Here is a 24,844-nt window from a genome sequence, read left to right as displayed (position 1 = left end):
GGCGGTACTTCCTTGTCCGGCCCCTTTGCTCTGCTTCACTCCACGCACCGGCTTCGAGTCGAACCGGTGCGTCGGTTGAAGCAGAGCTGAGGGATGGCAGCGCGGGCGGCGGGCGGTTGCCGCCTGCCGGCTGACGATGCCGCCCAGTCGTCCCCGGAAAGATGGAGCGATGCCCGAACCACTGGACTCCGCGCTGGCCGAGGTCCGCTCGATGCTGCTCGGACCGGCTCTCACCCGGGCCGTGGCGGCCGGACGGCGGCGCGGCCAGCGTCCCTCGATGATCCGGGCCGAGTTGCGGCCGGTCGCTCTCAAGGCCGGTCAGCGGCTACAGATTTCCACCTCCGACGGGGCCCGGCCACACACCCGGAATCTGAGCCCCGGGCCGGAGGCGAACGCCGCGGTGGAGGCGCTGCTGGCCGAGCCGTTCGGCAACTGGCATGTGGAGACCGCCGACGCCACCCTGCAACTGCGGGTCACCAAGTCCGGTGAGGCTCAGGTGCACCGCAGCGCGGCGAGCCGGCCGGCCGCTCCAGCGGCAGCCTCCGGGCACGACCGGGCCAAGGAGTACCTGCTCGATCCGGGCGATCCGCTCTTCGCCGCGATCGGCGGCTCGGCGGCCAAGCGACGACAGGTGGACGCGTTCCTACGGGCGCTGACCGCCACCCTCCCCGACGGGCTGGCCGGGCAGTTGGACCGACCGCTACGAGTGGTCGACCTGGGCTGCGGCAACGCCTACCTGACCTTCGCCGCGTACCGCTATCTGTCCACGTCCGGCGTCGACGTCGAGCTGGTGGGTGTGGACGTGCGCGACGACCAGCGCCGCCGCAACACCGAGCTGGCCGAGCGGCTGGGCTGGGCCGGGCGGGTGCGATTCGTCGCCGGCACGATCGCCGACGCGGCCGTCGAACCGCCACCCGACCTGGTGCTCGCGCTGCACGCCTGCGACACCGCCACCGACGAGGCGCTGGCCCGGGCCGTGGGCTGGCACGCCCGTTGGGTGCTCGCCGCGCCGTGCTGCCACCACGACGTCGCGGCGCAGCTGCGTAACCGGCCGGCTCCGGGGCCGTACGACCTGCTCACCCGGCAGGGCATCCTGCGGGAGCGCTTCGCGGACGTCCTCACCGACGCGCTGCGCGCCGGGCTGCTGCGGCTGCACGGCTACCGGGCCGAGGTGGTCGAGTTCGTCGACTCCGCGCACACTCCACGGAACCTGCTCATCCGGGCCCGACGAACCGGCGCCGACCCGACCGCCGCCCAGCGTGCGGAGTACCGGGAACTGGTCGCCCAGTGGCAGCTCACCCCCCGGCTGGAGACGCTGCTCGCGCAGGTGTCGTCGGCGGTGTGACGGATTCGCGTCTCGCCACCGCAATCGTCTGGTCGATCAGTCAGTTGTCCGGCGTCGTTCCCGTACTACTCTCGAAGAGCGCACCGTCGGGTGCCGGTCGGGAGGGAAGACCCACCGGATGGGTTCGGCAGAGGTTTCGCCGCAGATGGCCTTCGCGCGTTTCGTGCGCCGTGCCATCGACGACGCCCGTGAGGAGCGCGGCTGGACCGTCACCGACCTGGCCGCCCACACCGGCGTCGGTCGCTCGACCGTCTTCCGCTGGCTCGCCGGTGACTGGCAGGACTATCCCGAACTGGCCAAGGTCCGCGGCTTCTGCGCCGCGCTCGACCTGCCGGTGGCGGCTGCCTTCCGCGCCCTCGGTCTGCCCGACGCCGGCCCCGGGTCGTGGCGACGCGGTGACGACGGCCCGGTGGAGGCCGATGTGCGGGTCATCCTGCAACGGCTGGCGGATCCGGCGGTGCCGGCGGAGGAGAAGCACCACATCCGCGACCTGCTGCGCTACCTCGCCCGACGGCCGATCCGCCGGTCGGTTGACCCCACCGCCGCACCGATCCGCCGGACGGCGGGCTAAGACACCGACACCGTGAACTCTGCCGTGCGTACCTCTCCCCCGGTCGCGAAGTCCAGGTAGAGGCGGTACCGTCCGGGCCCCGACGTGGTGAGCCAGAACCGGATCGCCCCGTCGACCAGCTCCGCCTCCGGGTGCACGTGCAGGTAGCCGAGGTCACCCTCGCGCAACGCGACGAGGTGACCGTACGCGCCGAGGTAGCGCTCCAGCGCCGGGCCCGCGCCGTCCGCCCCGGTGATCCGGAAGTCGACCGGCACGGTGAGCCCGGGCTGGGGAGCCCCCTGGTACTCGACGGTGAACTCGTCGGCCCTGGTCGTGGTCTCCGGACCGGGCAGGTCGCGGGGCGTGTAGCCACCGGGCGCGGCCAGATCCACCCCGAGCGTCGTCGCCGTCTGCCGGCCGTCGTCGGCGAGGGCGGTGAAGTCGGCGTACGCGCGCCAGACGCCGGGCGACGGCAGCGTCAGCGGCACCGACCAGGTGCCGTCCACCGCCATGGTCGGGTGCAGGTGCTGGTAGCCGGACAGGTCCCGACGTACCACGATCACGTGCATCGGCTTGTCGTGCACCACCGCGAACCGGGTGACCGTCCGACGCTGCCCGTCCCGGATCTGGAACCGCAGCTCACCTGCCTGCCCGGCGGTGAACTCGGCGGTCAGCGGGGTGAGGGTGTAACCGTCGCGGCTGACCGCCAGACCGCCGGCCTCGGCCGCCGCGCCCTGGTCGGCACCGTGCGAATGCGCGCCGGCACCCGGGGCGTGGGGGTGGTCGGCCAGCGCACTGTCGGTGCCGCCGGCCGCCGTGGAACCACCGCCCCCGTTGATCCGCCCGAGCCCGAACCCGAGCAGCACCGCCAGCACGAGCCCGCCGACCACCAGCGCCAACCGCAGTGTGGCCCGGTCCGGCACGGCCGAGGTCGCGCCAGGGTCCTGGCCAGCCGGAGTCGCGCCGGAGTCCTGGCCGGCGACTGGTCGCTCGGCGGTGCGTACCGACCCGAACGCGGGCGCGTCGGGTGCCTGGTCAGCCATGCGCCCACCGTACCGCCGGCCCGGTCGGGCACCCGGCGGGCCGATCGGATGGTGGTTCCGGTCGCATCCTCAGGCGGCCACGGCGAGAGCGAGTGGCAGCACGCCGGAGGCACCGGCGCGGCGGAGTTCCCGGGCCGCCATCGTCATGGTCCAGCCGGAGTCGACCAGGTCGTCCACCAGCAGCACCGGGCCGTCCAGGTCGGCGACGGCCTCGGCGAGGTCGCCGGGCACGGTGAGGGTGCCGTGCAGGGCGCGTACCCGCTGCGCGCTGTTGCCACGCGGACCGTCGGCGGCCACCGGCCCGGCGGGGATCACCTGGCCCAGCAGCGGCAGCCGGCCGACGGCGGCGATCCGCTCGGCCAGCGAACCGACAAGCGCCGGGCGGGTCCGCGAGCCTACCGAGACCACCCCGGTCGGGCGGTTGGGCCAGGGGTCGTCACCGTGCGCCCACGCCTTGAGCACCTCGACCACGGCGGCGGCCACGTCATCGGGCACCGGGCCGTCCGGCGCACCCGGGCCGACCAGCCCGCGCAGCCGACCACCCCAGCCGAGATCCGACAGCCGACCGACGGCGCGGCCCGGCAGTGCCTGTTCCGTCGGGGCGATGCGTCCCTTCAGCGGTACGCCGACCGGCTCCAGCCCGGTCGGCCAGAGCTTCTTCGGCGCGATCTGCACCCCGGGGCGGCCGAGGAAGGTCTGCGCAGCGGTAAGCGCTGCCGCCGACACCTCGGGCGGGAACAGCGCCTCGGCGCAACGGTCGCACCGGCCGCAGTCGACCGCTTCCGCATCGTCCAGGCATTCCCGCAGGTAGCGCATCCGGCAGCCGGTGGTCGCCGCGTACTCGACCATGGCTTGTTGTTCGGCGCTGCGGGCGGCGGCGACCCGGCGCAGCCGAGCCTCGTCGTAGGTCCAGGGCTCGCCGGTGGCGAGCCAGCCGCCCCGTACCCGCCGGACCGCGCCGTCCACGTCGAGCACCTTGAGCATCAGTTCCAACCGGGCCCGTCGCAGGTCCACCAGGGGCTCCAGGGCCTGCGTGGACAGCGGCCGGTCGGTGTGCAGCGCGGCCAGCACCGCGCGGACCTGCTCCTCGGGCGGGAAGGCCAGTGAGGCGAAGTACCGCCAGATGGCCGCGTCCTCCGCGCCGGGCAGCAGCAGCACCTCGGCGTGTTCGACGGCCCGCCCGGCCCGGCCGACCTGCTGGTAGTACGCGATCGGCGACGGTGGTGCACCGAGGTGCACGACGAAGCCGAGATCCGGCTTGTCGAAGCCCATGCCGAGCGCACTGGTGGCCACCAGGGCCTTGATCTTGTTGTCCAGCAGGTCCTGCTCGGCGGCGCGGCGATCGGCGTCGTCGGCCTGCCCGGTGTACGCGGCAACCGCCCAGCCCCGCGAGCGGAGGAATTCGGCGGTCTCGGTCGCCGAGGCCACCGTCAACGTGTAGACGATGCCGGAACCGGGGAGCTGATCCAGGTGGTCGGCGAGCCAACCGAGCCGGTGCGCCGGGCTCGGCAGGTCGAGCACGCCCAACCGCAGCGACTCCCGGTCCAGGCTGCCACGCAGCACCAGGACGTCCGGTCGCGGCCCGGTCGCCGCGGTCGGTTCGGTGCCCAGTTGCTCGGCCACGTCCCGGGTCACCCGGGCGTTGGCGGTGGCGGTCGTCGCGAGCACCGGGGTGCGGTCGGGCAGGTTACCGAGGAAGGTACGCAGCCGGCGGTAGTCCGGCCGGAAGTCGTGCCCCCAGTCCGACACGCAGTGCGCCTCGTCGACCACCAGCAGACCGGTGGTGGCGGCCAGCTGCGGCAGTACGGCGTCCCGGAAGTCTGGGTTGTTGAGCCGCTCCGGACTGATCAGCAGCACGTCCACCGTGCCGGCGTGGATCTCGGTGGTGATCGCGTCCCACTCGTCCAGGTTCGCCGAGTTGATCGTGCGGGCCCGGATACCGGCCCGGGCCGCGGCGTCGACCTGGTTACGCATCAGGGCCAGCAACGGCGACACGATGACCGTGGGCCCGGCGGGAGCGGCCCGGCCGTGCGTCTCGTCGCCGTCGCGCTCGCGCAACAGCGCGGTCGCCACGAAGTACACGGCCGACTTGCCCCATCCGGTGCGCTGCACACACAGCACCCGGCGCCGGTCCACCACCAGCGCCTCGATCGCCCGCCACTGGTCCTCGCGGAGCCGGGCCTGCGCGCCGGCCAGCCGCCGCAGCACCGCCTCGGCCCGCTCCCGTACCGCCGTCCGTTCCTGGCCCATCCGACGTTTCTACCAGCGGCGCGACAGCAGAGCCGGGCCGCGGCCGGAAGTGTGTTCTACCATTCCCGTTCGATACCGGAGAGAGAGACGAGATGACTCAGCGAACCGGCACCACCGCCACGACCCGCCGTCTCGCGGCCGTGGCCGCCGCCCTGCTGGCCGCGACCGTGGTGGCCGGCTGCGACGACGAGGCCACCCCGGAGGCGGCTCCCCCGCCGCCGGACCCGAAGCAGGAGTTGCTGGCGGCCGTGCCGGGTGAACAGGACCCGGCCTTCCGCTTCACCACAAGCGACTCCTCGGGTGACGTCTCCGGCGTGGTCGACCCGGCGAACCGGGGCATGGACATCGACACCGTCACCAAGGACAAGGACTTCACGCTTGAGATGTCCTTCCGGATGGTCGAGTCACGCACCTGGATGAAGGTGAACTTCAAGGGCGCCAAGGACATCCAGAAGCTGATGAAGCTGCCCACCAAGTGGATGGAGCTGGACCCGGCGAAGATCGAGGGACCGGAATCGCTGCCCACCTACGAGGGCACCGACCCGGGCAACGCCGACGCGATCATCCGCGCGGCCACCGACGTCCAGACCGGTGAGCCTGGCACGTACACCGGTGTGGTGGACCTGTCCGCCGTGCCGGAGCTGGCGGACGCGCTGGAGGGTGTGGCCGCGCTCGGCGACGGCGACGGGCAGCTACCGCTCAGCGCGGTGGTCGGCGCGGACGGCAACCTGTCCTCGCTGACGCTGGAGATCCCGGCCGCCGGCAAGAAGAAGGCGTCCGAGTACGTGGTCGAGTACTTCGACTTCGGCGCCGCCCCGGCGGTCGTCGCGTTCACCGAAAAGCAGGCCCAGCAGGCCCCGACCGCCGCCTACGACCTGCTCAACGGCTGATCGGTCAACGGCCGAGCACCGACCCCCCGTTGACCCCGAGCACCTGGCCGGTGACGTACCCGGCGGCGGGGCTGGCCAGGTAGCGCACCGACTCGGCGACGTCGTCCGGCACCCCGGCCCGTCCGACCAGGGTCGCGGCCACCCGCTGCGCATGGCCCTCCGGGGTCATCCGGCCGGCGAAGAACTCGGTCTCCGCCACGTAGCCCGGGCTGACCACGTTTACCGTGATCTGGTCCGGCCCGAGCTGGGCCGCGAGGCTGTACGCCCAGCCGTGCAGCGCCGCCTTCGCCGCCGAGTACGCGTCGCCGCCACCGCGCTGCGCGGCGATGGAGCTGACCAGGATCACCCGCCCGCCGGGCCGGCGCAGTGCCGGTCGCAACGCCTCGGTGAGCAGCACCGCGGTGAGCACGTTGGTGTCCAGGGTCGCCCGCCAGTTCGCGGCGATCCCGGCCAGCGTGCCGCTGTCCCCGCTGTGGTAGCCGCCAGCGTTGTTGACCACCACGTCGACCGGCCGTTCACCGACCGCCTCGACCACCTTCAGCACCTCGTCGGGGTCGGTGAGGTCCGCCGTCACGGCACGGATCGCCTCGGGACGGCCACATTCGGCTCCGATCCGCTCGGCCGTGGCCGTGAGCTTCTCCGCGCGCCGGCCCACGACCAGCACCGAGCACCCGTCCACGACGAGCGCCCGCGCCACGGCCGCCCCGATTCCCGTACCGCCGCCGCTGACCACGGCCAACCGCTCGCTCATGCTGTCCTTTCCCGCACCACTCGTCCCGTACCGGTCCGTCCGGATCCGCCACCGCTGTTCCGTAGCGCGAGGGTGGCCGCACCGGACACCGGGCCGGCCCGGACCACAGCGCCGGTCCGGGCCACCGATCATGAGGCTAGCGCGGCGGGACGACACGCCGTTGTGCCGTCCCGCCGACCTCGTGATCAGCCCTGGCGCCGGGTGCCGGGACGCAGGGAGTCACGGAGCAGGGACAGCCGAGGAGCGAGGCTGGCCAGGCCGCCGGGGAAGAAGTAGACGGCCAGGATGAAGACCGTGCCGAGCACGAACAGCGGCTGGGACAGCGGCCGGCTGAGGAACGCCGGCAACGCGTTCACCGCGTCGGAGGTGCCGAACGACACCAGTCGGTGATCGAGGTACATGTAGAGGATGCCGCCCAGCACCGGACCCCAGCGCGTACCGGGACCGCCGAGGACCACCATCACCAGCAGCGACAGGGTCAGTTCGCTGCTGGTGATGTGCGGCGAGGCACCACCGACGATCAGGCAGTAGACCACCCCGCCCGCCGCCGCGAGACCACCGGCCAGGGTGAAGGCGACCAGCTTGAACCGGTACGGATCCAACCCGAGCACGCCGATGCGGCGCTCGTCGTCACGCAGCCCGGCCAGCACCCGCCCGGTCGGCGAGCCACTGACCCGGTGCACCACGAACACCACCACCACGAGATACGCCAGCGCCAACCAGTACAGGTTGACCGTGTTGGCGACCCCTACCAGCCCGTCCGGCAGCCCGGCGACGTCCAGCGGCAACCCCTCCTCACCACCGGTGAGCCCACCGAAGTCCCGGGCCACCAGGATCGCCCCGACCTGCGCGAAGGCCAGCGTCACCATGGCGAAGGCGATGCCGACCGTACGCAGCGCCACCGCGCCGAGCAGCCCGGCGAGGATGGTTCCGCCGACGATGGCCAGCGGCGCGGCCTGCCACAGCGGCAGCCCGACCCGGGTGATCAGGATGTCGGTGCCGTAGACGCCGGCGGCGAAGTAGAGGGCGTGGCCGAAGGAGAGCATCCCGGTACGCCCGAACAGCAGGTCGTAACCGGCCGCCAGACCACCGAAGATCAGACACACGGCGAGCAGTTGCAGGGTGCCCGGCGAGTTCAGCGCGCCCTCGAAGATGCCCGGCAGGTGCAGCGTCGAGTACGGCAGGATCAGCGCCACCGCCAGCGCGACCAGCGGCAGAAACGGGCGGAGTCGGCCCCAACGGCCGGGTTGCTCGGTCAGCTCGTCGGGCACCGCCGCCGGCGGTGCCGGAACCTCGGGACTCTTGACCTCGGTCATGCCGTAACCGCCTTTCCGGCGATGCCCTGCGGGCGCAGCAGCAGCACCACGGCCAGCAACGCCACCACGCAGATGTCGCCCAACCCGGAGGTGCCGTAGTAGTTGACGAACTGTTGCAGCAGCCCGACCGCGACCGCCGCGTACGCGGAGCCGACCACCGAGCCCATGCCGCCGATGACCACCACGATGAATGCGAAGATCAGCAGTGAGCCGCCCTGCTGCGGCGAGACGGTGCCGAAGTAGACGCTGCCCAGCGCCCCGGCCAACGCCGCCGCCGCTCCGCCGATGGCGAAGACCAGGGTGAACGCCTTGCGGACGTCGATACCCAGCGCGGTCACCATCTCCCGGTTCTCCACCCCGGCCCGGATGATCAGGCCGTAGCGGGTCCAGCGGAGAAAGGCGAGGATAGCGCCGAGCACCAGCGCCGCGGCGACGATCAGCAGCAGCCCCCCGTTGGGCACCTGCGCGCCGAATATCGAAGTCACCTCGCGGGTCCATGCCGGGCGCGGGAACGGTCGCGCGTCCGCACCCCAGGTGGCCTGCAACAACGCCACGCCGGCAAGCGAGAGGCCGACGGTGACCAGCACCTGCTCGATGGTGCGCGAGTAGAGCGGCCGGATCAGGACCAACTCGACAAGCACCGCCATCAACGTGCCGGCGGCCACCCCGAAGGCGACCGCGACCACGAAGCCGAGGCCGTCGGGGCCGGCGCCGGGCAGGTTCCCCGCCGCCCACCAGGTGGCGTACGCGCCGACGCCGAGGAAGAGCCCGTGGGCGAAGTTGAGCACGTCGGCCAGGCCGAAGACCAGCGACAGCCCGGAGGCGACCAGGAAGTAGAGGGCTGCCAGGCCGAGGCCGGTCAGCGTCAACAGAATGATCGCGTCCATCAGCTACCGTCCTCCGGGGCCGACGCGGCGCCGGCCGGTCGGTCGGCGCTCCGATCGACGGCGGCGACCCCGGTGGGCTGGTGGTCGGCCGCCGGCCCGGTCGGGTGATGGTCGGCCGCCGGCCCGGTGGACTGGTGGCTCTCCGCCGAGCCGACGCCGAGCAGGGACCGGGTCAGCGCGGTCTCCAACAGCAACTCCTGGGCGTCACCGGCCCAGGCGACCCGCCCGGCGGCGAGCACCACCGCGTCGCGGGCCAGCCGCCGGACCACCGCCAGGTTCTGCTCGACCAGCAGCACCGGCACGGACTCCGCGACCCGTTCCAGCACCTCGGCCACCTCGGTCACCACCTTCGGCGCCAACCCCTTGGTCGGCTCGTCGACCAGCAGCAGCCGGTTGTCGTTGAGCAGCACCCGGCCGATGGCGAGCATCTGCTGCTGCCCGCCGGAGAGCGATCCGGCCCGCTGCCGGGAACGCCGGTCCAGCTCGGGGAAGAGTGCGAACACCCGGTCGTACGCCGGGGTGGTGCCGCGCCGCTCGGCGAGCCGCAGGTTCTCCGCGACGGTGAGTCCGGCGAAGACACAGCGGTCCTCCGGCACGTAGCCGAGCCCGCCGCGAACCAGGCGGTGGGTCCGCTGGGACAGCAGGCTCTGGGCCCCCATCCGGACCGTGCCGCGCACCTCGCCGTTACGCGGAGTCAGCCCCACGACGGCGCGCAGCGTGGTGGTCTTGCCCACCCCGTTACGGCCGAGCAGCACAGTGACCCCGGTCGGAGCGACCGTGAACGACACTCCCTGGAGGATGTGCAGCCCGGCGATCCGGACCGACAGGTCCTCGACGGTCAAGACCGGTTCGCTCATGCCGGCACTCCGCTTCGCTGCGCCCCGCCGCCGATCCTGGTGGTTCGCTGGCTGTACCCGCTCATAGCGACTCCCCGAGATAGGCCTCTTGTACGGTCGGGTTGGCCATCACCGTCTCCGGTGTGTCGCAGGCCAGCAGTGCGCCGTGGTGCATCACGGCGATCCGGTCGGCCAGTTCGAGGATCACGTCCATGTGGTGCTCGACCATCAGCACCGCCCGGCCGCTGTCTCCGGTCAACGACCGGATCACCTGGACCAGCTCCGGCACGTCCTCGGCGCTGACCCCGGCCATCGGCTCGTCGAGCAGCATCACCCGTGGCTCACCGGCCAGCAGCAGGGCGATTTCCAGCTTCCGCTTCTCGCCGTGGGCGAGGGTGCCGGCCAGCGCCGTACCCCGGTGGGCCAGGCCGACCCGGTCGAGCGCCGCGTCGGCGGCGGCGGCGACCTCCCGGTCGGCCGCCGCCCGCCGCCACAGTTTCAGCGAGCCCCCGCGGTGTGCCTGCACGGCGAGCCGGACGTTCTCCCGCACGCTCAGCGAGCCGAAGACCGAGGACGCCTGGAAGGTACGGCCCAGGCCCAGCCGGGCCCGCCGGTACGGCGGCAGGTCGGAGATGTCCTGCCCGTCCAGGGTGACCCGACCTTCGGTGGCCCGGCGCAGGCCGGTGATCAGGTTGAACAGTGAGGTCTTGCCGGCACCGTTGGGGCCGATCACGCCGAGGAACTCCCCGGGCGCCAGGTCCAGGTAGACGGAGTCGACGATGGAGACCTCACCGATCCGCCAGGTCAGACCGCGGGTGGCGAGCATTTCCGGTCAGCCCTTCATCGCCTGGACCGGCGGTGCGGTCTCGTCACCGGTGAGCGCCTTCTGTGCGGTCGCGCTGAAGGCGTCGCCGCTTCCGGTCAGGCTCGCCTGGTACATCGGTTGGAGCAGCGCGTGGTCCTCCGCGCGGATGGTCATGCTGCCCTTGACGCTCTCGAAGCTCCAGCCCTCCAGTGCGGTGACCATCTTCTCGACGTCGTCGCCACCCTCGGCCACGGCGCGGACCACCATCTGTGCGGCGGCGAAGCCGTCCGGGTGGAACAGGTCGAGCGTGCCGCCGGGAACCTTCGCCTTGGCGGCCTTGGCCGCCTCGGTGTCGCTGGCGCCGTCGAAGTAGTGCGACAGGAAGGAGATCTTGCTGCCGGCAGCGCCGAAGGTGGGCCAGGAGGCGCGGATGTCCAGGCCGGTGACGACCGTGGTGGAGGTGAGCACGCCCTGCTGGTCCAGGGTCTGCCACATGGCCGGGGCGGTGGTGCCGGCCCAGGCCACGAAGAGCAGGTCCGGCTTGGCGGACTTGATCTGGCTGGCGAACGGGGTGAACTCGGTGGCGCTGGCCGGTGCCCGGACGGCGCTGACGCTCGCGCCGGCTCCGCCGATGACGGCCTTGACCGCGGCCTCGTTGGCGTCGCCGAACGCACCGTCCTGGGCGAAGACCACGACCTTCTTGCCGGCCGGATCGCCGATGAACGACTTCGCGGTCACCACGTCCTGGTACGACTGCCGGCCGGAGCGGAACGTGTACTTGTTCGCGCCGGTCACCGCGTCGGTGGCCGCCGGGCCGGAGATGAAAAGCACCTTGTTCTGCGCGGCGATCGGGGCTACCTGGAGCGCCACGCCCGACGCCGTCGAACCAGCGATGATCTTGTTGCCCTTGCCGATCAGATCCTTGGCCGCCGAGACCGCCTTTGCCGGATCACCGGCGTCGTCGACCTCGGTGATCTCGATCGCCCGGTCGCCCACCTTGTTGGTGCCGTCGGTGGCGAAGTCCAGGCCGGCCCTGAACCCTTCGATGTACTGCTTTCCGTAACTGGCCAGCGCTCCCGACTGGGAGTAGACCAGACCAACCTTCACCGGGGCGGCGCTGTCGCCGCCGCCGTTGGCGGTGTCCTGAGGGCTGCCACAGGCCGTGGCGGCGATCGCCGCGGCCATCATCGTGGCGGCGGAGAGGAACACCCGCCGTGTCGTCCGGACCGTCATTGCGACTCCACGTGAGGACTCGGAGGGAGGAACCTTATGTGTCGGCTCACGCTAGAAGTGACGTCACCCACGGGCCATGTGGTCGAAACACACAAGTAACAGGGGTGGGGTGGGCTCGGGTTACAGCATCGACGACCACGTGGTGACGGCCGGCCGAGGCGACGGGCGTCCCGCCCAGGAGGCCGAGACACGATGTGTCGCCCACCCCCACGCTCGGGTCGGCCAGGCGGGATCGATTGCTGAGGCTGGCGTCACGATCATTCGGGTTCGAGCGCATCGTCGCCGCTCCGGATCTTGCTCCGCTCAGCGCCGGCGGCAGGGTCCGTCGTGATCGGTGTCCCGGGTACACACCGCCTGCCGCCGTCGAGCGGCTGGTCAGCGTCGACACCGCGTACCGAGCGATGTCCCTTCGGGACCACCTGACACCCGGTCGACGTCACCGAGTCGTCGGCCGCACAACGCCCGGCCCGGACCCGTTGTACACCGGTTGCGGCATGTCCGGGTATCCCGCCCGCTTGACGGCACGAGTTGCGGCATCCTGCGCACGACGGACCCCGGTGGGTAGGTCTGCGGGGGTGCCCGCCGGCCGGGGGGACGGCGGGCCGATCGGTGCGGGTGGGGTGACGGTCGGGGTCAGTGGCGGGGTAGGGCGGCGCGGGCCGCGACTGCGGTGTCGGGGTGGTCGGTGAAGACGCCGTCCAGGCCGAGGCGGTAGAACAGCTCGTACTCGGACTGGATGTCGCCGCGGGCGTTCGGATCGGTGCCGATCCGGAAGTCGGTCGGGAGGAACTGGTTCTCCGCCCGGAAGGTCCAGGCGTGCACGATCAGCTTCTCCCGGTGCGCATCCCGGATCAGAGTGGTCGGTGCGAGCAGGCCACCGGCGGCGTTCCGCGGCACGATCAGGTCCTTGTGCACCCCGATGCCGTCGGCGTATCGGGAGATCCATCGCAGGCCGGCGGGGGTCGCCAGGTCGCGGTACGTGCGGGTGTCCCCGGCCACGGTGAAGTCGTAGGGCTGGCCGGCGGCGTTGAGCAGTTGCGCCAGGCGTACGTCGATCATCCGGTCCAGCCGCCGCAGGTTGGCCGTCTCGAAGGACTGGATGATCACCGGTGAGTTCCGCTTCGACCACCCCACCCGGCGCAGCGCCTCGACCAGCGGCTCCTCCAGCGGCAGGCCGATCGAGGCGAAGTACGTCGGGTGCTTGGTCTCCGGGTAGACACCGATCACCCGGCCACGCGCCCTGCCCTCGACCCGGGCCAGGTCGATCACCTCCTCAAAGGTGGGCACCTGGAACTTGCCGTCGAACGCGGTGTTGGTCACCCGTACCTGGGGCAGCCGCTCCTTGGCTCGCAGCGTCCGCAGTTCGGCGAGCGTGAAGTCCTCGGTGAACCAGCCGGTCACCGACACCCCGTCGATGGTCTTCGTGGCCCGGCGGTCGGCGAACTCCGACCTGGCCGCCACGTCGGTCGTACCGCTGATCTCGTTCTCGTGCCGGGCGACCAGCACACCGTCGGCGGTCGCGACCAGATCCGGTTCGATGTAGTCGGCACCCATCCGGATCGCCAGCCGGTACGCCTCCAGCGTGTGCTCCGGCCGGTAGCCGCTGGCACCCCGGTGGCCGATGACGATGGGCTGGTCACCGACGCGGGCCGGGTCCGTGCCGGCTGTCGGCTTCGCCGTGGCGACCATGGGCGTGGCCACGGCGGCGGCGAGCAGGGTCACCGACACACCGAGGGCGGAAAGGGTACGTCGCAACGCGGTCTCCTGACTCGTCGGGGGGACCGCCTCAGCAGACCCGCCCGGGCTGACCGGCAGTTTGTCCGCGCCTGACCATCCGGTGAATCCTCCGTCGCTGCGTCCGGTGAAGCAGAGCAAGGGAGGGTCGACGAGACGGGGCGTCGGGATGCCGGTTCGGGCCCGGAACAGCGGGCAGAATCGGAAGATTGTCTGGTGCGTCGGTATCTTCGTCACCCGGTGCGGCTCGTGCCGCTGGTTTTCCTGGTGGCGATCCTGATCGGCACCGGCCTGTTGATGCTGCGACCGATGACCATCGAGTACCAGCACACCCCGTTCATGACCGCGCTGTTCACCGCCACGTCGGCCATCTCGGTCACCGGCCTGACCGTCACCGACACCCCGAACTACTGGTCCGGATCCGGACTGGTGCTCATCACCGTGCTCACCCAACTGGGCGGGCTCGGCATCCTGACCGGTGCCGCGCTGGTGATCCTCACCGTGTCCCGGCGGCTCGGCCTGCACAACCGGTTGCTGGTGCAGGCCGAGACCGCGGAGTACGGGCTCGGCGACGTACGCCGGCTGCTGCTGCACATCGCCACCACGGTCTTCGCCTGCGAAGTGGTGATGGCGCTCCTCGTCACGGCACGTCTCTGGCTGAGTTACGACTACCCGTTCTGGCGGGCCCTCTGGACGGGTTCGTTCCACGCCGTGCAGGCGTTCAACAACTCCGGCTTCTCGCTCTACAGCGACGGGCTGCTGGCCTTCTCCCGTGACCCGTGGGTCAGCCTGCCGTTGGCTCTCGGCGCGATCGTCGGCGGTCTCGGCTTCCCGGCCCTGTTCGAAGCGGTCCGCGAATGGCGGCGGCCGGCCCGTTGGGCGGTCGCCACCAAGTTGACCATCTGGGGCAGCGCGGCGCTTGTCGCGTTCGGTGCGGTCGCTTTCCTGGCCGCCGAGTGGGCCAACCCCTGGACGGTCGGCCAGTACGACGTACCCGGCAAGGTGGTCGCCGCGTTCACGCAGATCGCGCTGGCCCGCACCGGCGGCTTCGAGGTGGTGCCGACCGAACTGCTTCGGGAGGAGAGCTACACCCTGCTGATCGGGTTGATGTTCATCGGTGGCGGCAGCGCCAGCACCGCCGGTGGGATCAAGGTCTCCACCTTCTTCCTGCTCGCCTTCGTCATCTGGGCGGAGGTCCGCGGCGAGCCGGATGTCACGGTCGGGCACCGCCGGATCGCCACCGCCAGCCAGCGGCAGGCCCTCACCGTGGCGCTGCTCAGCGTCGCGATCGTGGCCGCCGGAACCGCCGCGCTGATCGCGATGACCGACAAGCTTCCGTTCTACGGCGCGCTGTTCGAGGTCACGTCGGCGTTCAGCACCACCGGGCTCTCGGTGGGCGTCCTGTCGTCCCTGTCGGACGGTGGCCAGTTACTGCTGATCGTGCTCATGTACGTCGGCCGGGTCGGGCCGCTCACCTTCGGCTCGGCGATCGCCCTGAACACCCGACGCCGGCTGTACCGCTACCCAGAGGAGCAACCCATTGTCGGATAGGAAGTCGGACGCGGGTGGCATCGCCGTGATCGGCCTCGGCCGGTTCGGCAGCCACCTGGCCGAATCGCTCTCCGCCCTCGGCCGCGAGGTGCTGGCCATCGACCGGAACGCCCAGCAGGTGCAGAAATGGTCGCCGATGCTCGATCAGGTGGTGCAGGCCGACGCCACCGACGAGGAGGCCCTGCGCCAGCTCGGCCTGACCGACCTACGCCGGGTGGTGGTGGCCATCGGCGCCTCCGTCGAGGCCAGCGTGCTCACCGTGCTCGCGCTTGTGGAGTTAGGCATTCCGCAGATCTGGGCCCGGGCGACGTCGGGGCAGCACGCGAAGATCCTCTCCTCGGTCGGCGCACACCGCGTGATCTTTCCCGAGGCGGAGACCGGCGAGCGGCTCGCCCACCTGATCATCAGTCGGATGCTCGACTTCGTGGAGTTCGGTGAGGCCTTCGCGGTGGCGCGGATCCGCGTACCGCGGTCACTCGCCGGTCACCCCACCAGCGAGGTCCAGTTGCTGGACCGCTACGGGGTACGGGTGATCGGGCTCAAACGGCCGGGCGAGGATCGGTACCGGTACGCCTCGGACGAGCTGGAACTCGCCGATGACACCATTCTCATCGTTGAGGGGACCATCGAGAAGATCCAGCGTTTCGCCACGCTGTCCTGACCGGTCAGCTCACCGACCCGGGCCCTTGCCGGGCTTGTCGGGCTGCGGCTTCCCCCCACCCTTGCCCTTTCCCTTCCCGTCCTCCGGCTTGGCCTTCTCGGGTTTGGGCTTCTTCTCCTTGGGCTTGCTGTCGCCGGAACCGGCCTTGCCGGCCGTTGCCTTCACCGTCTTCGCAGCCGACTTGGTGGGTGCCGGCTTGGTGGTGGGCGCGGTGCCGGCCACCCCGGAGACCTGTACCCCGCACACCGCCGTGCCTACCCGGAACTCCACCGGCAGCGGGTTCGTCCCGGTGTACCGCCCGGTCAGGTTCACCTTCTCGGTGGCACCCGGTGCCAGGGCAGGCCGCTGCGGAGCCGGTTGCACCGCCACCGCCCGGCCCTGCTGCCGCACCGGTGCCGGGGTTGCTGCGGTCACCTTCTGCTCGCCAGGAAACGCGAAGCTCATGGTCCAGTCGCGCAGTTCGCGATCCCCGGTGTTGGTCAGGCTCAACTCCGCGGTGAAGTCCTTGCCGGAATCCTTGCGCAGCGCGTACGTCACCTGGCAGGGAATCCCCTGTTCGCCGCCGATGCGCGCCTGGGTGGGCTGGTCGATTCCGCCGCTGGCGGGGCTGTGCGACGTGACACCCCAGACCGCCGCCGTGACGGCCATCAGCCCGGCGGCGGCCGTCACCGCCTCGATCCGGCGTCGGCGGCTCAGCCGGCGACGGGTGCGCAGGCCGGCCAGGGGCAGCGCGTCGGTCGCCGCAGACCAGGGCAGGATCGTGGTGCCGGCGTCGGCCAGCGACGACGGGCCGATGTCACCGACGCCGGCGCCCACCGGCACCGTCGGCACCTTGCCGGCCGCCTCACCGAGGACCCGGGCCAGTTCGGCGGTGGCCGGACGGTCCGCCGGTCGCTTCGCCAGGCAGCGCTGGACGAGGTCGGCGACGCCGCCGGGCAGGCCCGGCACGTCGGGCATCGGCTCCGGCTCGCGGTACATGTGCGCGCGCAGCATCTGCGTGGTGGTGTCGGCCTGCCAGGGCAGCCGGCCGGTGAGCATCCGGTACAGCAGCAGCCCGACCGCGTACACGTCGGTGGCCGGGCTGACCTGACCGTTGTCGAGCCGTTCCGGAGCGAGGTACGCCGGGGTGCCGAGCAGGGTGCCGTCGGGCCCCTTCTCACTCTCACCGACCAGCGCGGAGATGCCGAAGTCGACCACCTTCACGCCGGTCGCGGTGAGCATCACGTTGCCGGGGGTGACGTCGCGGTGCACCACACCCCGGGCGTGCGCGGTGGCCAGCGCAGAGGCGACCTCGGCCGCCACCGTCACCGCCTCCCGCCAGGGCAGGCGCCCGTCACGGGCCAACCGCGCGGTCAGCGGGCCGCCGTCGATCAGCTCCATCACCACGTACGGCACCGTCAACCCGACCTGTACGGACTCACCGTAGTCGTACACGTTGGTGATGTTGGGGTGGCAGAGCCGGGCGGCGGCCTGGGCCTCGATCCGGATCCGGTGCCGGAACGCCCGGTCGCTGGCCAGCCGGGAGGCGAGCACCTTGACCGCCACCTGCCGGCCGAGCACCTCGTCGTAGCCGCGCCAGACCACCGACATGCCGCCCGCTCCGAGCTGTTCGATGAGCCGGTACCGCTCACCGAGCAGTTGCGCTCCTCTGCTCACCGCACCACCCATGGTCGGCGTTGTTGCCCGACGTGAGGCCGCCTACACCTCTCTGGTCTGATTCGGTCACGGATGTCACCCGATCAGGCGGTGGCGAGCAGTTGGTCCACCGGGGCGTAGTCGTCGGTGAGCACCAGCGCATCGCCGACGAAGTCCGTCAGGTCACCGCCGCTGAGCAGGCTGGCCGGCTCGTTGGCGACGTCGAGGCGGGCCCGTACCGCGGCCAGCGGCAGCGGCGTGTCGGAGGCGACGATCAGGAAGTTGGCGCCCTGCTCGCCGGCCAGCGCCTCCGGCGGGGCGATCAGGGCGACGTGCGTGAACTCGGCGGCGACGGTGGCCACCTCGCTGCGGATGAACCGCAGCGGCGGGTAGTCGATGACGTTCTGCACGTACACCCCACCCGGGCGGGTCACCCGGCGGATCTCGGCGGCCATCTCCCGGGTGGCCAGGTGCCAGGGCACCACCAGGTGTCCGAAGGCGTCGCCCACCACGAAGTCGCGGCTGTCGGTGGCCTCGGCGGCCACCAGCAGCCGGGCGTCGCCCACCACCGCCCGCAGTTCCGGCCCCTGGCGTACGCCGAGCCGCCGCTCCCCCAGCTCGACGAGCCCGCCGTCGATCTCGAACACCAGGTTGTCGGTGCCGGGCCGGGTGGCGGTCAGGTAACGCGGCACGGTGAACCCGCCCCCGCCGAGGTGCAGCGCGTCGAGCCGCTGCCCCTCCGGTGTGATCACATCGGCCACCGCCCCGATCCACCGGGTGTACGCGTACTCCAGGTGGGTCGGGTCGGCCAGGTCCACGTACGAGTGCTGGGCCGAGTTGAGCAGCAGCGTCCGTCCGCTGGCCCGACCCGGATCCGCCTGGACGCGGGCGCAGTGGTACGCCGTCTCGACGTCGCAGGGATTCGGGGCGACCATGGTCAGCCCCGCCCCGGCCAGGCCGAGCACCGCCAGGGCGGCCTTGACCCGGGCCGGTCCGGGCAGGGCGGCCCGGTCCTGCCGGTGCAGGTACACCCCGAGCGCGATGCCGACGACGCCGAGCGAGGCGGCCAACCCGAACAGGATGACGGTGCTGGGCAGGGCGGCCACCAGCACGAAGCCGGTGACCAGGGTGGCCGTGACGGCGCCGAGCGTGCCGATGCCGGAGAGCCGGCCGACCACCTGACCGGTGCGGCGCAGGTCGGCGAGCTGGAGCTTGATCACCAGTGGGCTGACCGAGGAGAGCAGCATCGCGGGCGCGAACACGGCGACCGCGACCAACAGCAGGACGGCGCTGGCCGCACCGCCACGCAGCACCTCACCGGCGTACCGCACCGCCGGCAGGGTGATCGCGGTGGCGATGCCGGAGAGCACCAGCGCCGGGGCCAGGAGCGTCCGCGGGTTACGCCGGTCGGCCAGCCAGCCGCCCGCCCAGGCCCCGTACGCGATCGCCGCCAGGGCGATGCCGATGACCGAGCTGGTCACCTGGAGGGTGACCCCGACGTACGGCCCGACCAGGCGCAACGCGGCGGTCTCCAGCACCAGGACGGCACCGCTGGAGTAGAAGACCAGGAACGCGGCGAGCCCGTTCGGCAGGGCCCGGGGCACCTCCGGCGAGGACGGCGCGGACGGGGCCGCCACGTCAGGCGATGGAGAGTTCATCGTGGCGATGGTACGCAGCGACCCCGGGCCGGCGGGTCAGTACATCGAGAGATGAACGTGGTTCGTGTGGTCGGCGGCCGGGCTGCCACTACCGCTGTACGCCCGCCAGCCGGTGCCCGGGTGCCAGATCTGGCGGTACCAGATCACGTAGAGCACGCCGAGCCGGTCGGCGTTGCGGACGTGCCAGGCGGCCAGGCTGTCACCGTACGACTTGTCGCCACCGGTGGCGGTACGGTCCTCGAATCCGTTCGTCGCGGCGGAGAAGTCACAGGCCCGCCCCTTCGGGTGCTCGCCCGAGCCGCCGCTGCGGTAGCAGGAGACGTGCCGCTTGTATCCGGCGGCCTGGGTCTGCTTCAGCGCGTGCAGGGTGCGTGGCGTGATGCAGCCCGAGGTGGTCGGATCGTCCACCGAACAAGACTCGCCAGGCCAGGAACCGTCGGAGTTGCGGGGCGCCGGCTTCGCCGAGGTGGAACTGCCGCCGCTGAACCCGCCACCGCTACCCGAGCTGACCGCAGCCAGGGCCGCCTCGGCCTCCTTCTTCTTCTTCGCCATCACGGCCAACTGCTTGGTCTGCTCGCGCACCTCGGCGTTGATCGCGAGCTTCGCCTGCCGAGCCTGCTCACGCGCCTCGGTCAGCTCCCGGATCCGGCGGCCGTCCCGCTGGGCCATCATGTCGAGGTTGGCGGCCCGCTGCACGAACGCCTCCGGAGTCGCGCTGTCCAGCAGTACGGCAGCCGGACTGAGCCGGCCGACCCGGTAGGACTGCGCGGCCACCTCACCGACCATGGCGGTCAGCTCGTCCAGCCGGCCCTCCATCGCGGACAACTCCTTGGCCATCTGCTTCTGCCGCTTCTTGGAGCCGTCCAGCTTGCGCTTGGCGTCGATGTGCGCCTTGGCGGTGGCCTCCAGGGCGTCCCGCAGCTTCTTGCTGCCACCCTCGTTAGGCTCGGCGTACGCCGGCACGGCACCCACGCCGAGCAGCAACGCCACGGCGGCGAGCAGGGCGATCAGCGGCCGGTGGGCGTACCGCCGGACGGGCATGGAGCTGCGCACGAAAGCATCCTTTCGTCGGCCGCCGGCCCCCGATTGATACCTCTGCGCGGCGGCGGCCCCCGCCGGCGCCGGTCGGCGGCCTGCTGGCGGAAGGCCGCCGGTCAGGATACCGGAACCAGCCCTCCCGACCACTCCCCCGACCCGCAACCCCCCACAACCCTCGACCCCCCGCAACCGCCCCCTCACCCTCCGCCCACCCACCCAACCTCTGCGCCCCCCGCAGCCCGCGTTGATCATGAGGTTGGCGGCAATCTTGATCTCTCAAGGTGCCGCCAACCTCATGATCAACGCGAGGAAGGGATGAGGGAGGGATCAGGTGGGGAGGAGGGCGGTGTGGACCTCGGTCCAGACCTCTTCGTTGACGGCTACCAGCAGGCCGTGTTCCGTGTCGGCGGGGTGGTAGTCCGTGCCGTCGAGTCGGCGGGCGACGCCGCCCGCGGCCCGCACCAGCAAGGTGCCTGGGCCGTGGTCCCAGGGCAGGGTCCGCCAGAAGAGCACGAACTGCTGCTCGCCGGTGAGCACGTCGAGATACTCGCGACCGGCGCAGTGCTGCCCCGGTAACAGCTCGCCGAGCCGCGCACCGCCCGCCTCCACCGTGCGTCGTGAGGGCCCCGGCAGGAACTTCGTCATCGCAGCGCCCCGCAACTCACCCATCGGCGGTGCTCCGTCGGGCAGCTGCAACGGTGCACCGTCCAGGTACGTGCCCTCGCCGGTACGGGCGGTCGCCAGCGCGTCGGCCAGTGGGTCGAACACCCACGCGGCCATCGGCTCACCCTCGGTGAGCAGGGAGACCATCAACGCGAACGGGCGGCGGCCCGCCGCGAAGTTCGCGGTACCGTCGACCGGGTCGACCAGCCACACGTCGCCCGAGGCACGCAGGTGACGCAGCAGGTCGGGATCGTCGGCCACCGCCTCCTCGCCGACCACCACCGAACCGGGGCGCAGCCGGAGCAACCCGGCGCTGATCATCTCCTCGGCCCGCCGGTCGGCGACCGTGACCAGCTCACCGGGGGCCTTCTCGCTCACGTCGGCGGCGTCGAGATGGCGGAACAAGGGCAGCACGACGCGGTCGGCGGTCTCCCGCAGCAGCCCGGCGACGTCGTCGAGCAGGGTGTCAACCACGCGGCGGCAGCTTCACCACGCTGACGAAGAACTCGTCGATCTGCCGGACCACCGAGATGAACTGCTCGAAGTCGACCGGCTTGGTCACGTACGCGTTCGCGTGCAGCTGGTAGCTGCGCAGGATGTCCTCGTCGGCCTGGGAGGTGGTCAGCACCACCACCGGGATCCGGCAGAGCTGCTCATCCTTCTTGATCTCCTCCAGCACCTCCCGGCCGTCGCGCCGGGGCAGGTTCAGGTCGAGCAGGATCAGGTCCGGCGGCTCCGCGTCCGCGTACTGGCCCTCGCGACGCAGGTAGGCCAGCGCCTCGGCACCGTCGGAGACGACGTTGAGCCGGTTGCGCAGCTTGTGCTCCTCGAACGCCTCCTGGGTCATCAACACGTCACCCGGGTCGTCCTCGACCAGGAGCACCTCGATCGGGCTGTTGCCGTCCGCGGGCGCGGTCATCCCACCGCCTCCTTCATGCCACCTGTCCCACCGCCGGTCTGTGACAGGCCAGCGACGGCCGAGGGGCGCTCCGATTCGCCGCCGGCCTCGGCGCCGACGGTACCGTCACCCGCCGGAGCCTCGTCAGCGGCCCGGCCCGGCGCCGCGTCCGTGCCGACCTCCGCCGGATCAGGCCCGTCCGCTGCGTCCCCGTCCGCACCGGACCCGTCCGCACCGGTGGCGCTCGTCGCGGCCTCGACGTCGGCGGGCAGCGCGGGCAGGGTGAAACGAATCGCCGTCCCCTCGGGCACGTCGGTGTCCACCCAGACCCGACCACCGTGGTATTCCACGATCTTCTTGACGATCGCCAGCCCGATCCCGGTACCCGGGTACGCGTCCTTGGCGTGCAGCCGCTGGAAGATGACGAAGATCTTGTCGGCGAACTCCGGCTCGATCCCGATGCCGTTGTCCTGGCAGGTGATCTCCCAATCCTCGCCGATCAGCCGGGCCGAGACGTGCACCTTCGGCGGAACATCCGCCCGACGGAATTTCACCGAGTTGCTGACCAGGTTGACCAGCAGGTTGGTCAGCAGGGGCTCCTCGCCGCGGATCACCGGCAGCTCGCCCCAGGTCAGCTCGGCGTCGGCGTACTGCCGGGCCGGCTCGGTCTGTGCCGCCACCTCCGCCATCAGGCGGTTCAGGTCGACATCGGTGAAGCCCGTGGTGAGCCGGCCGATCCGGGAGAAGGCCAACAGGTCGTTGATCAGCCGCTGCATCCGCTGCGCACCGTCCACCGCGAAGGCGATGTACTGGTCGGCCCGCTCGTCGAGCCGCCCGGCGTAGCGCCGCTGGAGCAGCTGGCAGAAACTCGCCACCTTGCGTAGCGGTTCCTGCAGGTCGTGCGAGGCGACGTAGGCGAACTGCTCCAGGTCACGGTTGGACCGGGTCAGCTCCTCGGCCTGCTTCTGCAACTGGGCGTTGACCCACTCGATCCGCTCCCGTGCCTCACGCACCTCGGCCAGGTCCGCGGCGATCTTCTGCCGCATGGCGTCCACGTCCTCGCCGAGACGCTGGAACTCCGGCGGACCGGTGCCGGTGATGCGGTGGCCGTAGTCGCCGACGGCGACCTCCCGGACCTGCCCGGCCAGGCTGGTCAGCGGACGGATCACCATCCGTTCCAGCGAGGTGAGCAGCACGATCCCGGCGACCAGCACCACGAGCGCCGCGATGACCAGCAGCAGCACCAGCAGGTTGCTGGTGCTGCGTACGTCCGCGGCGGCCTCGTCGCGAACTTCGAGGATGCCGTTCTGAAGCACGTCGACGGCGACCCGGATCTGGTCGAACTGCTGCCGCGACTGGTCGGTGAGCAGTTGCTGACCGGCCGCGGCGCCACCGGTCTCGATGGCTGCGATGACCGGCAGGGCGACCGTCTGCCGCCACTGTTCCGCCCGCTGCTGCACCGTGCCGAACTCGTCGCGCAGCTCCGGGTAGCTGATCAACAGCCGGTCCATCGAGCCGGCCAGTTCCTGCTCGCGCTGCCTTCCGGTGTCGAACGGGGCGAGATCCTCCCGCTCGCCGGTCAGCGCGTACCCCCGGATCGCGGTTTCCTGGTCGACCAGGACCGCGAGCAGTTCCTGGGACTGGGCCCGCAGCGGACCGGTCTGGTTGAGCACCGCGTCGATGTGCGCCCGGTTGCGGGTGGCGACCACCGCCTCCGCGACGGCCACCCCGATCAACAGCAACCCGACGACCGCGACGAGCACGGCCAACCGACCGCGCAGGCTCCAGCCGGCACCCGTGGTCGTCACCGGCCACCACCCCGCGTGACCAGCAGCATCGCCACGTCGTCGGCGAACGGCCCGTCGTTGAGCTGCTCGGCGCGACCGACCAGCCAGGCCGGCAGGTCGGGCAGCGGAACCGCCCGACTGGCCGGCTCGGTCAGCAGGCGGGTCAGGCCGGGCACGTCGAGACGTTCGTCGCCCGCGCCCACCCGGCCCTCGATCAGGCCATCGGTGTACATCAGCAGAGACCAGTCCTCGGTGTCGAACTTCAGGTCGAAGGCGACGGGCCGGCGCGGCCGTACGCCGAGCAGCAGACCGCCCGGCGCCGGTACCGGAGTCACCCGCCCGCCGGCGAGCAGCACCGGTGGCGGATGGCCGGCCAGCCGCACCGTCGCCTGACCGGCGTTCAGGTCCAGCCGAGCCGTCGCCACGGTCGCGAAGATCTCCTGAAGCCGGCGCTCGCTCATCAGCACCTGTTCCAGCGCGGGAAGCACCTCGTCGTCCGGCACCCCGGCGAGGATCAGCGCCCGCCAGGCCACCCGCAGCTCGACGCCGAGAGCCGCCTCGTCCACGCCGTGTCCGCAGACGTCACCGATGATCAGATCCACCCGGTCCGGACGGGTCTGCACCACGTCGTAGAAGTCCCCACCGATCAGGGCGGCATGCCGGCCGGGCCGGTAGAAGGTGTGCACGGCGATCTGGTCGGTCGACATCAGCGGCTGGGGCAGCAGGCCGCGCTCCAACCGGGCCGACTCGGCCTGGCGCAACTCCACCTCACGCAGCCGGCGGGCGTTCTCGTCGGCCCGTTTGCGCTCCACCGCGTAGCGCAGCGCCCGGGTTAGCAGCACCCCGTCGACCTGACCCTTGACCAGGTAGTCCTGTGCTCCTTCGGCAACCGCCACGATGCCCAGGTGCTCGTCGGTGCGACCGGTGAGCACACAGACGGCCGCGCTGCGTGACATCTCCAGCACCTGCCGCAGCCCGTCCAGCCCCTGCGCGTCGGGCAGCCCCAGGTCGAGCAGGACGCAGTCGACCCCCGCGATCCGCCGACGGGCCTCGCTCAGGCTGGTCGCCACCAGCAGGTCGATCCCGGAGTTCGTCTCGGCCAGCAGCTCGCCGACCAGGAAGGCGTCACCCTCGTCGTCCTCCACCAGCAGCACACGCAGCCGCTCCCCGGGGGGCAGGTTCGGGTTGCCGCCCAGCCCTCCCTGCGGGTATGGCCACGACACGACGGAGGGACCGTTCATCCCGGTCCCCCGGGCCGGCGGGGTCACCGCCGCGACTGGCGGAAGATCGCTGGTGATGTCGGGCTCCTTCCG

20 protein-coding genes and 1 pseudogene are annotated in these 24,844 nt (G+C 71.6%); 5 read left to right on the top strand and 16 right to left on the bottom strand.

Going from position 1 to position 24,844, the window contains the following annotated elements; genetic code table 11:
• Nucleotides 1-169: 169 nt before the first annotated feature.
• Together ACFY2A_RS08900 and ACFY2A_RS08895 are read left to right on the top strand one after the other, a co-directional pair.
• Nucleotides 170-1,345 (top strand): class I SAM-dependent methyltransferase, encoded by a 1,176-nt coding sequence (locus ACFY2A_RS08900; RefSeq protein ID WP_387170005.1) that lies wholly within the window; start codon nt 170-172, stop codon nt 1,343-1,345.
• 118 nt (nt 1,346-1,463) lie between these two features.
• Complete coding sequence (locus ACFY2A_RS08895; RefSeq protein WP_363918325.1) at nt 1,464-1,916, top strand: helix-turn-helix domain-containing protein; 453 nt, start codon at nt 1,464-1,466, stop codon at nt 1,914-1,916.
• On the opposite strand, the gene ACFY2A_RS08890 is transcribed toward ACFY2A_RS08895, so the two are convergent.
• Both ACFY2A_RS08890 and ACFY2A_RS08885 read right to left on the bottom strand, forming a co-directional pair.
• Nucleotides 1,913-2,938 carry a hypothetical protein gene (locus ACFY2A_RS08890; RefSeq protein ID WP_387170003.1) on the bottom strand — a complete coding sequence of 342 codons (1,026 nt, stop codon included), beginning with the start codon at nt 2,936-2,938 and terminating at the stop codon, nt 1,913-1,915. The two genes, ACFY2A_RS08895 and ACFY2A_RS08890, sit on opposite strands and share 4 nt — an antisense overlap.
• A gap of 69 nt (nt 2,939-3,007) precedes the next feature.
• Complete coding sequence (locus ACFY2A_RS08885) at nt 3,008-5,188, bottom strand: DEAD/DEAH box helicase (protein ID WP_387170001.1); 2,181 nt, start codon at nt 5,186-5,188, stop codon at nt 3,008-3,010.
• 92 nt (nt 5,189-5,280) lie between these two features.
• Between ACFY2A_RS08885 and ACFY2A_RS08880 the strand changes: the two genes are divergently transcribed.
• Nucleotides 5,281-6,078: a hypothetical protein gene (locus ACFY2A_RS08880; RefSeq protein ID WP_387169999.1), complete on the top strand. Its 798-nt coding sequence runs from the start codon at nt 5,281-5,283 to the stop codon at nt 6,076-6,078.
• A 4-nt stretch (nt 6,079-6,082) separates the two neighbouring features.
• On the opposite strand, the gene ACFY2A_RS08875 is transcribed toward ACFY2A_RS08880, so the two are convergent.
• The 7 genes and pseudogenes from ACFY2A_RS08875 to ACFY2A_RS08845 form a co-directional block, all read right to left on the bottom strand.
• Nucleotides 6,083-6,829 (bottom strand): SDR family NAD(P)-dependent oxidoreductase, encoded by a 747-nt coding sequence (locus ACFY2A_RS08875; RefSeq protein ID WP_387169997.1) that lies wholly within the window; start codon nt 6,827-6,829, stop codon nt 6,083-6,085.
• 185 nt (nt 6,830-7,014) lie between these two features.
• Nucleotides 7,015-8,145 carry a branched-chain amino acid ABC transporter permease gene (locus ACFY2A_RS08870; RefSeq protein WP_363918315.1) on the bottom strand — a complete coding sequence of 377 codons (1,131 nt, stop codon included), beginning with the start codon at nt 8,143-8,145 and terminating at the stop codon, nt 7,015-7,017.
• A complete protein-coding gene (locus ACFY2A_RS08865) occupies nt 8,142-9,032 on the bottom strand; it encodes a branched-chain amino acid ABC transporter permease (protein ID WP_093403525.1) in 891 nt (296 codons plus the stop codon). Before ACFY2A_RS08865 ends, ACFY2A_RS08870 begins: the two co-directional genes overlap by 4 nt.
• Nucleotides 9,033-9,166: 134 nt before the next feature.
• Nucleotides 9,167-9,889 (bottom strand): annotated as a pseudogene (locus ACFY2A_RS08860) (ABC transporter ATP-binding protein); the annotation flags it as partial.
• 61 nt (nt 9,890-9,950) lie between these two features.
• Nucleotides 9,951-10,694, bottom strand: coding sequence for an ABC transporter ATP-binding protein (locus ACFY2A_RS08855; protein WP_099849466.1), 744 nt, complete (start codon nt 10,692-10,694; stop codon nt 9,951-9,953).
• 6 nt (nt 10,695-10,700) lie between these two features.
• The gene (locus ACFY2A_RS08850; RefSeq protein ID WP_363918312.1) at nt 10,701-11,906 is read right to left on the bottom strand and encodes a substrate-binding domain-containing protein; all 1,206 of its coding nucleotides are present in this window, start codon (nt 11,904-11,906) and stop codon (nt 10,701-10,703) included.
• 633 nt (nt 11,907-12,539) lie between these two features.
• On the bottom strand, nt 12,540-13,661 hold the full coding sequence (locus ACFY2A_RS08845; protein WP_387169994.1) for a glycerophosphodiester phosphodiesterase: 1,122 nt from the start codon (nt 13,659-13,661) through the stop codon (nt 12,540-12,542).
• Nucleotides 13,662-13,856: 195 nt separating this feature from the next.
• Here ACFY2A_RS08845 and ACFY2A_RS08840 point away from each other — a divergent pair, with 195 nt between their 5' ends.
• Both ACFY2A_RS08840 and ACFY2A_RS08835 read left to right on the top strand, forming a co-directional pair.
• Nucleotides 13,857-15,191, top strand: coding sequence for a TrkH family potassium uptake protein (locus tag ACFY2A_RS08840; RefSeq protein ID WP_387169992.1), 1,335 nt, complete (start codon nt 13,857-13,859; stop codon nt 15,189-15,191).
• On the top strand, nt 15,181-15,852 hold the full coding sequence (locus tag ACFY2A_RS08835; RefSeq protein WP_387169990.1) for a potassium channel family protein: 672 nt from the start codon (nt 15,181-15,183) through the stop codon (nt 15,850-15,852). The genes ACFY2A_RS08840 and ACFY2A_RS08835 overlap by 11 nt, the downstream gene beginning before the upstream one ends.
• Before the next feature lie 9 nt (nt 15,853-15,861).
• Here the strand turns inward: ACFY2A_RS08835 and ACFY2A_RS08830 are convergent, their stop codons facing one another.
• The 7 genes from ACFY2A_RS08830 to ACFY2A_RS08800 all read right to left on the bottom strand — a co-directional run bounded on the left by ACFY2A_RS08830 (nt 15,862) and on the right by ACFY2A_RS08800 (nt 24,799).
• Nucleotides 15,862-17,520, bottom strand: coding sequence for a serine/threonine-protein kinase (locus ACFY2A_RS08830; RefSeq protein WP_387169988.1), 1,659 nt, complete (start codon nt 17,518-17,520; stop codon nt 15,862-15,864).
• 71 nt (nt 17,521-17,591) lie between these two features.
• Entirely contained in the window at nt 17,592-19,145 is a 1,554-nt protein-coding gene (locus ACFY2A_RS08825) for a fused MFS/spermidine synthase (protein WP_387169986.1), read from the bottom strand.
• Nucleotides 19,146-19,181: 36 nt separating this feature from the next.
• A complete protein-coding gene (locus tag ACFY2A_RS08820; RefSeq protein ID WP_363918574.1) occupies nt 19,182-20,186 on the bottom strand; it encodes a hypothetical protein in 1,005 nt (334 codons plus the stop codon).
• 324 nt (nt 20,187-20,510) lie between these two features.
• Nucleotides 20,511-21,320, bottom strand: a complete 810-nt coding sequence (locus ACFY2A_RS08815; RefSeq protein ID WP_363918300.1) for an inositol monophosphatase family protein — start codon at nt 21,318-21,320, stop codon at nt 20,511-20,513.
• On the bottom strand, nt 21,313-21,765 hold the full coding sequence (locus tag ACFY2A_RS08810; RefSeq protein WP_363918298.1) for a response regulator: 453 nt from the start codon (nt 21,763-21,765) through the stop codon (nt 21,313-21,315). Before ACFY2A_RS08810 ends, ACFY2A_RS08815 begins: the two co-directional genes overlap by 8 nt.
• Entirely contained in the window at nt 21,762-23,552 is a 1,791-nt protein-coding gene (locus ACFY2A_RS08805; protein ID WP_387169983.1) for an ATP-binding protein, read from the bottom strand. Before ACFY2A_RS08805 ends, ACFY2A_RS08810 begins: the two co-directional genes overlap by 4 nt.
• Entirely contained in the window at nt 23,549-24,799 is a 1,251-nt protein-coding gene (locus tag ACFY2A_RS08800) for a PP2C family protein-serine/threonine phosphatase (RefSeq protein WP_387169981.1), read from the bottom strand. The genes ACFY2A_RS08805 and ACFY2A_RS08800 overlap by 4 nt, the downstream gene beginning before the upstream one ends.
• Nucleotides 24,800-24,844 lie beyond the last annotated feature (45 nt).

Source organism: Micromonospora sp. NPDC000442 (assembly GCF_042898635.1).
Lineage (GTDB): Bacteria > Actinomycetota > Actinomycetes > Mycobacteriales > Micromonosporaceae > Micromonospora.
The sequence above is the reverse complement of the archived record's forward strand: the minus strand, read 5'-3'. Positions and strand labels throughout refer to the sequence as shown.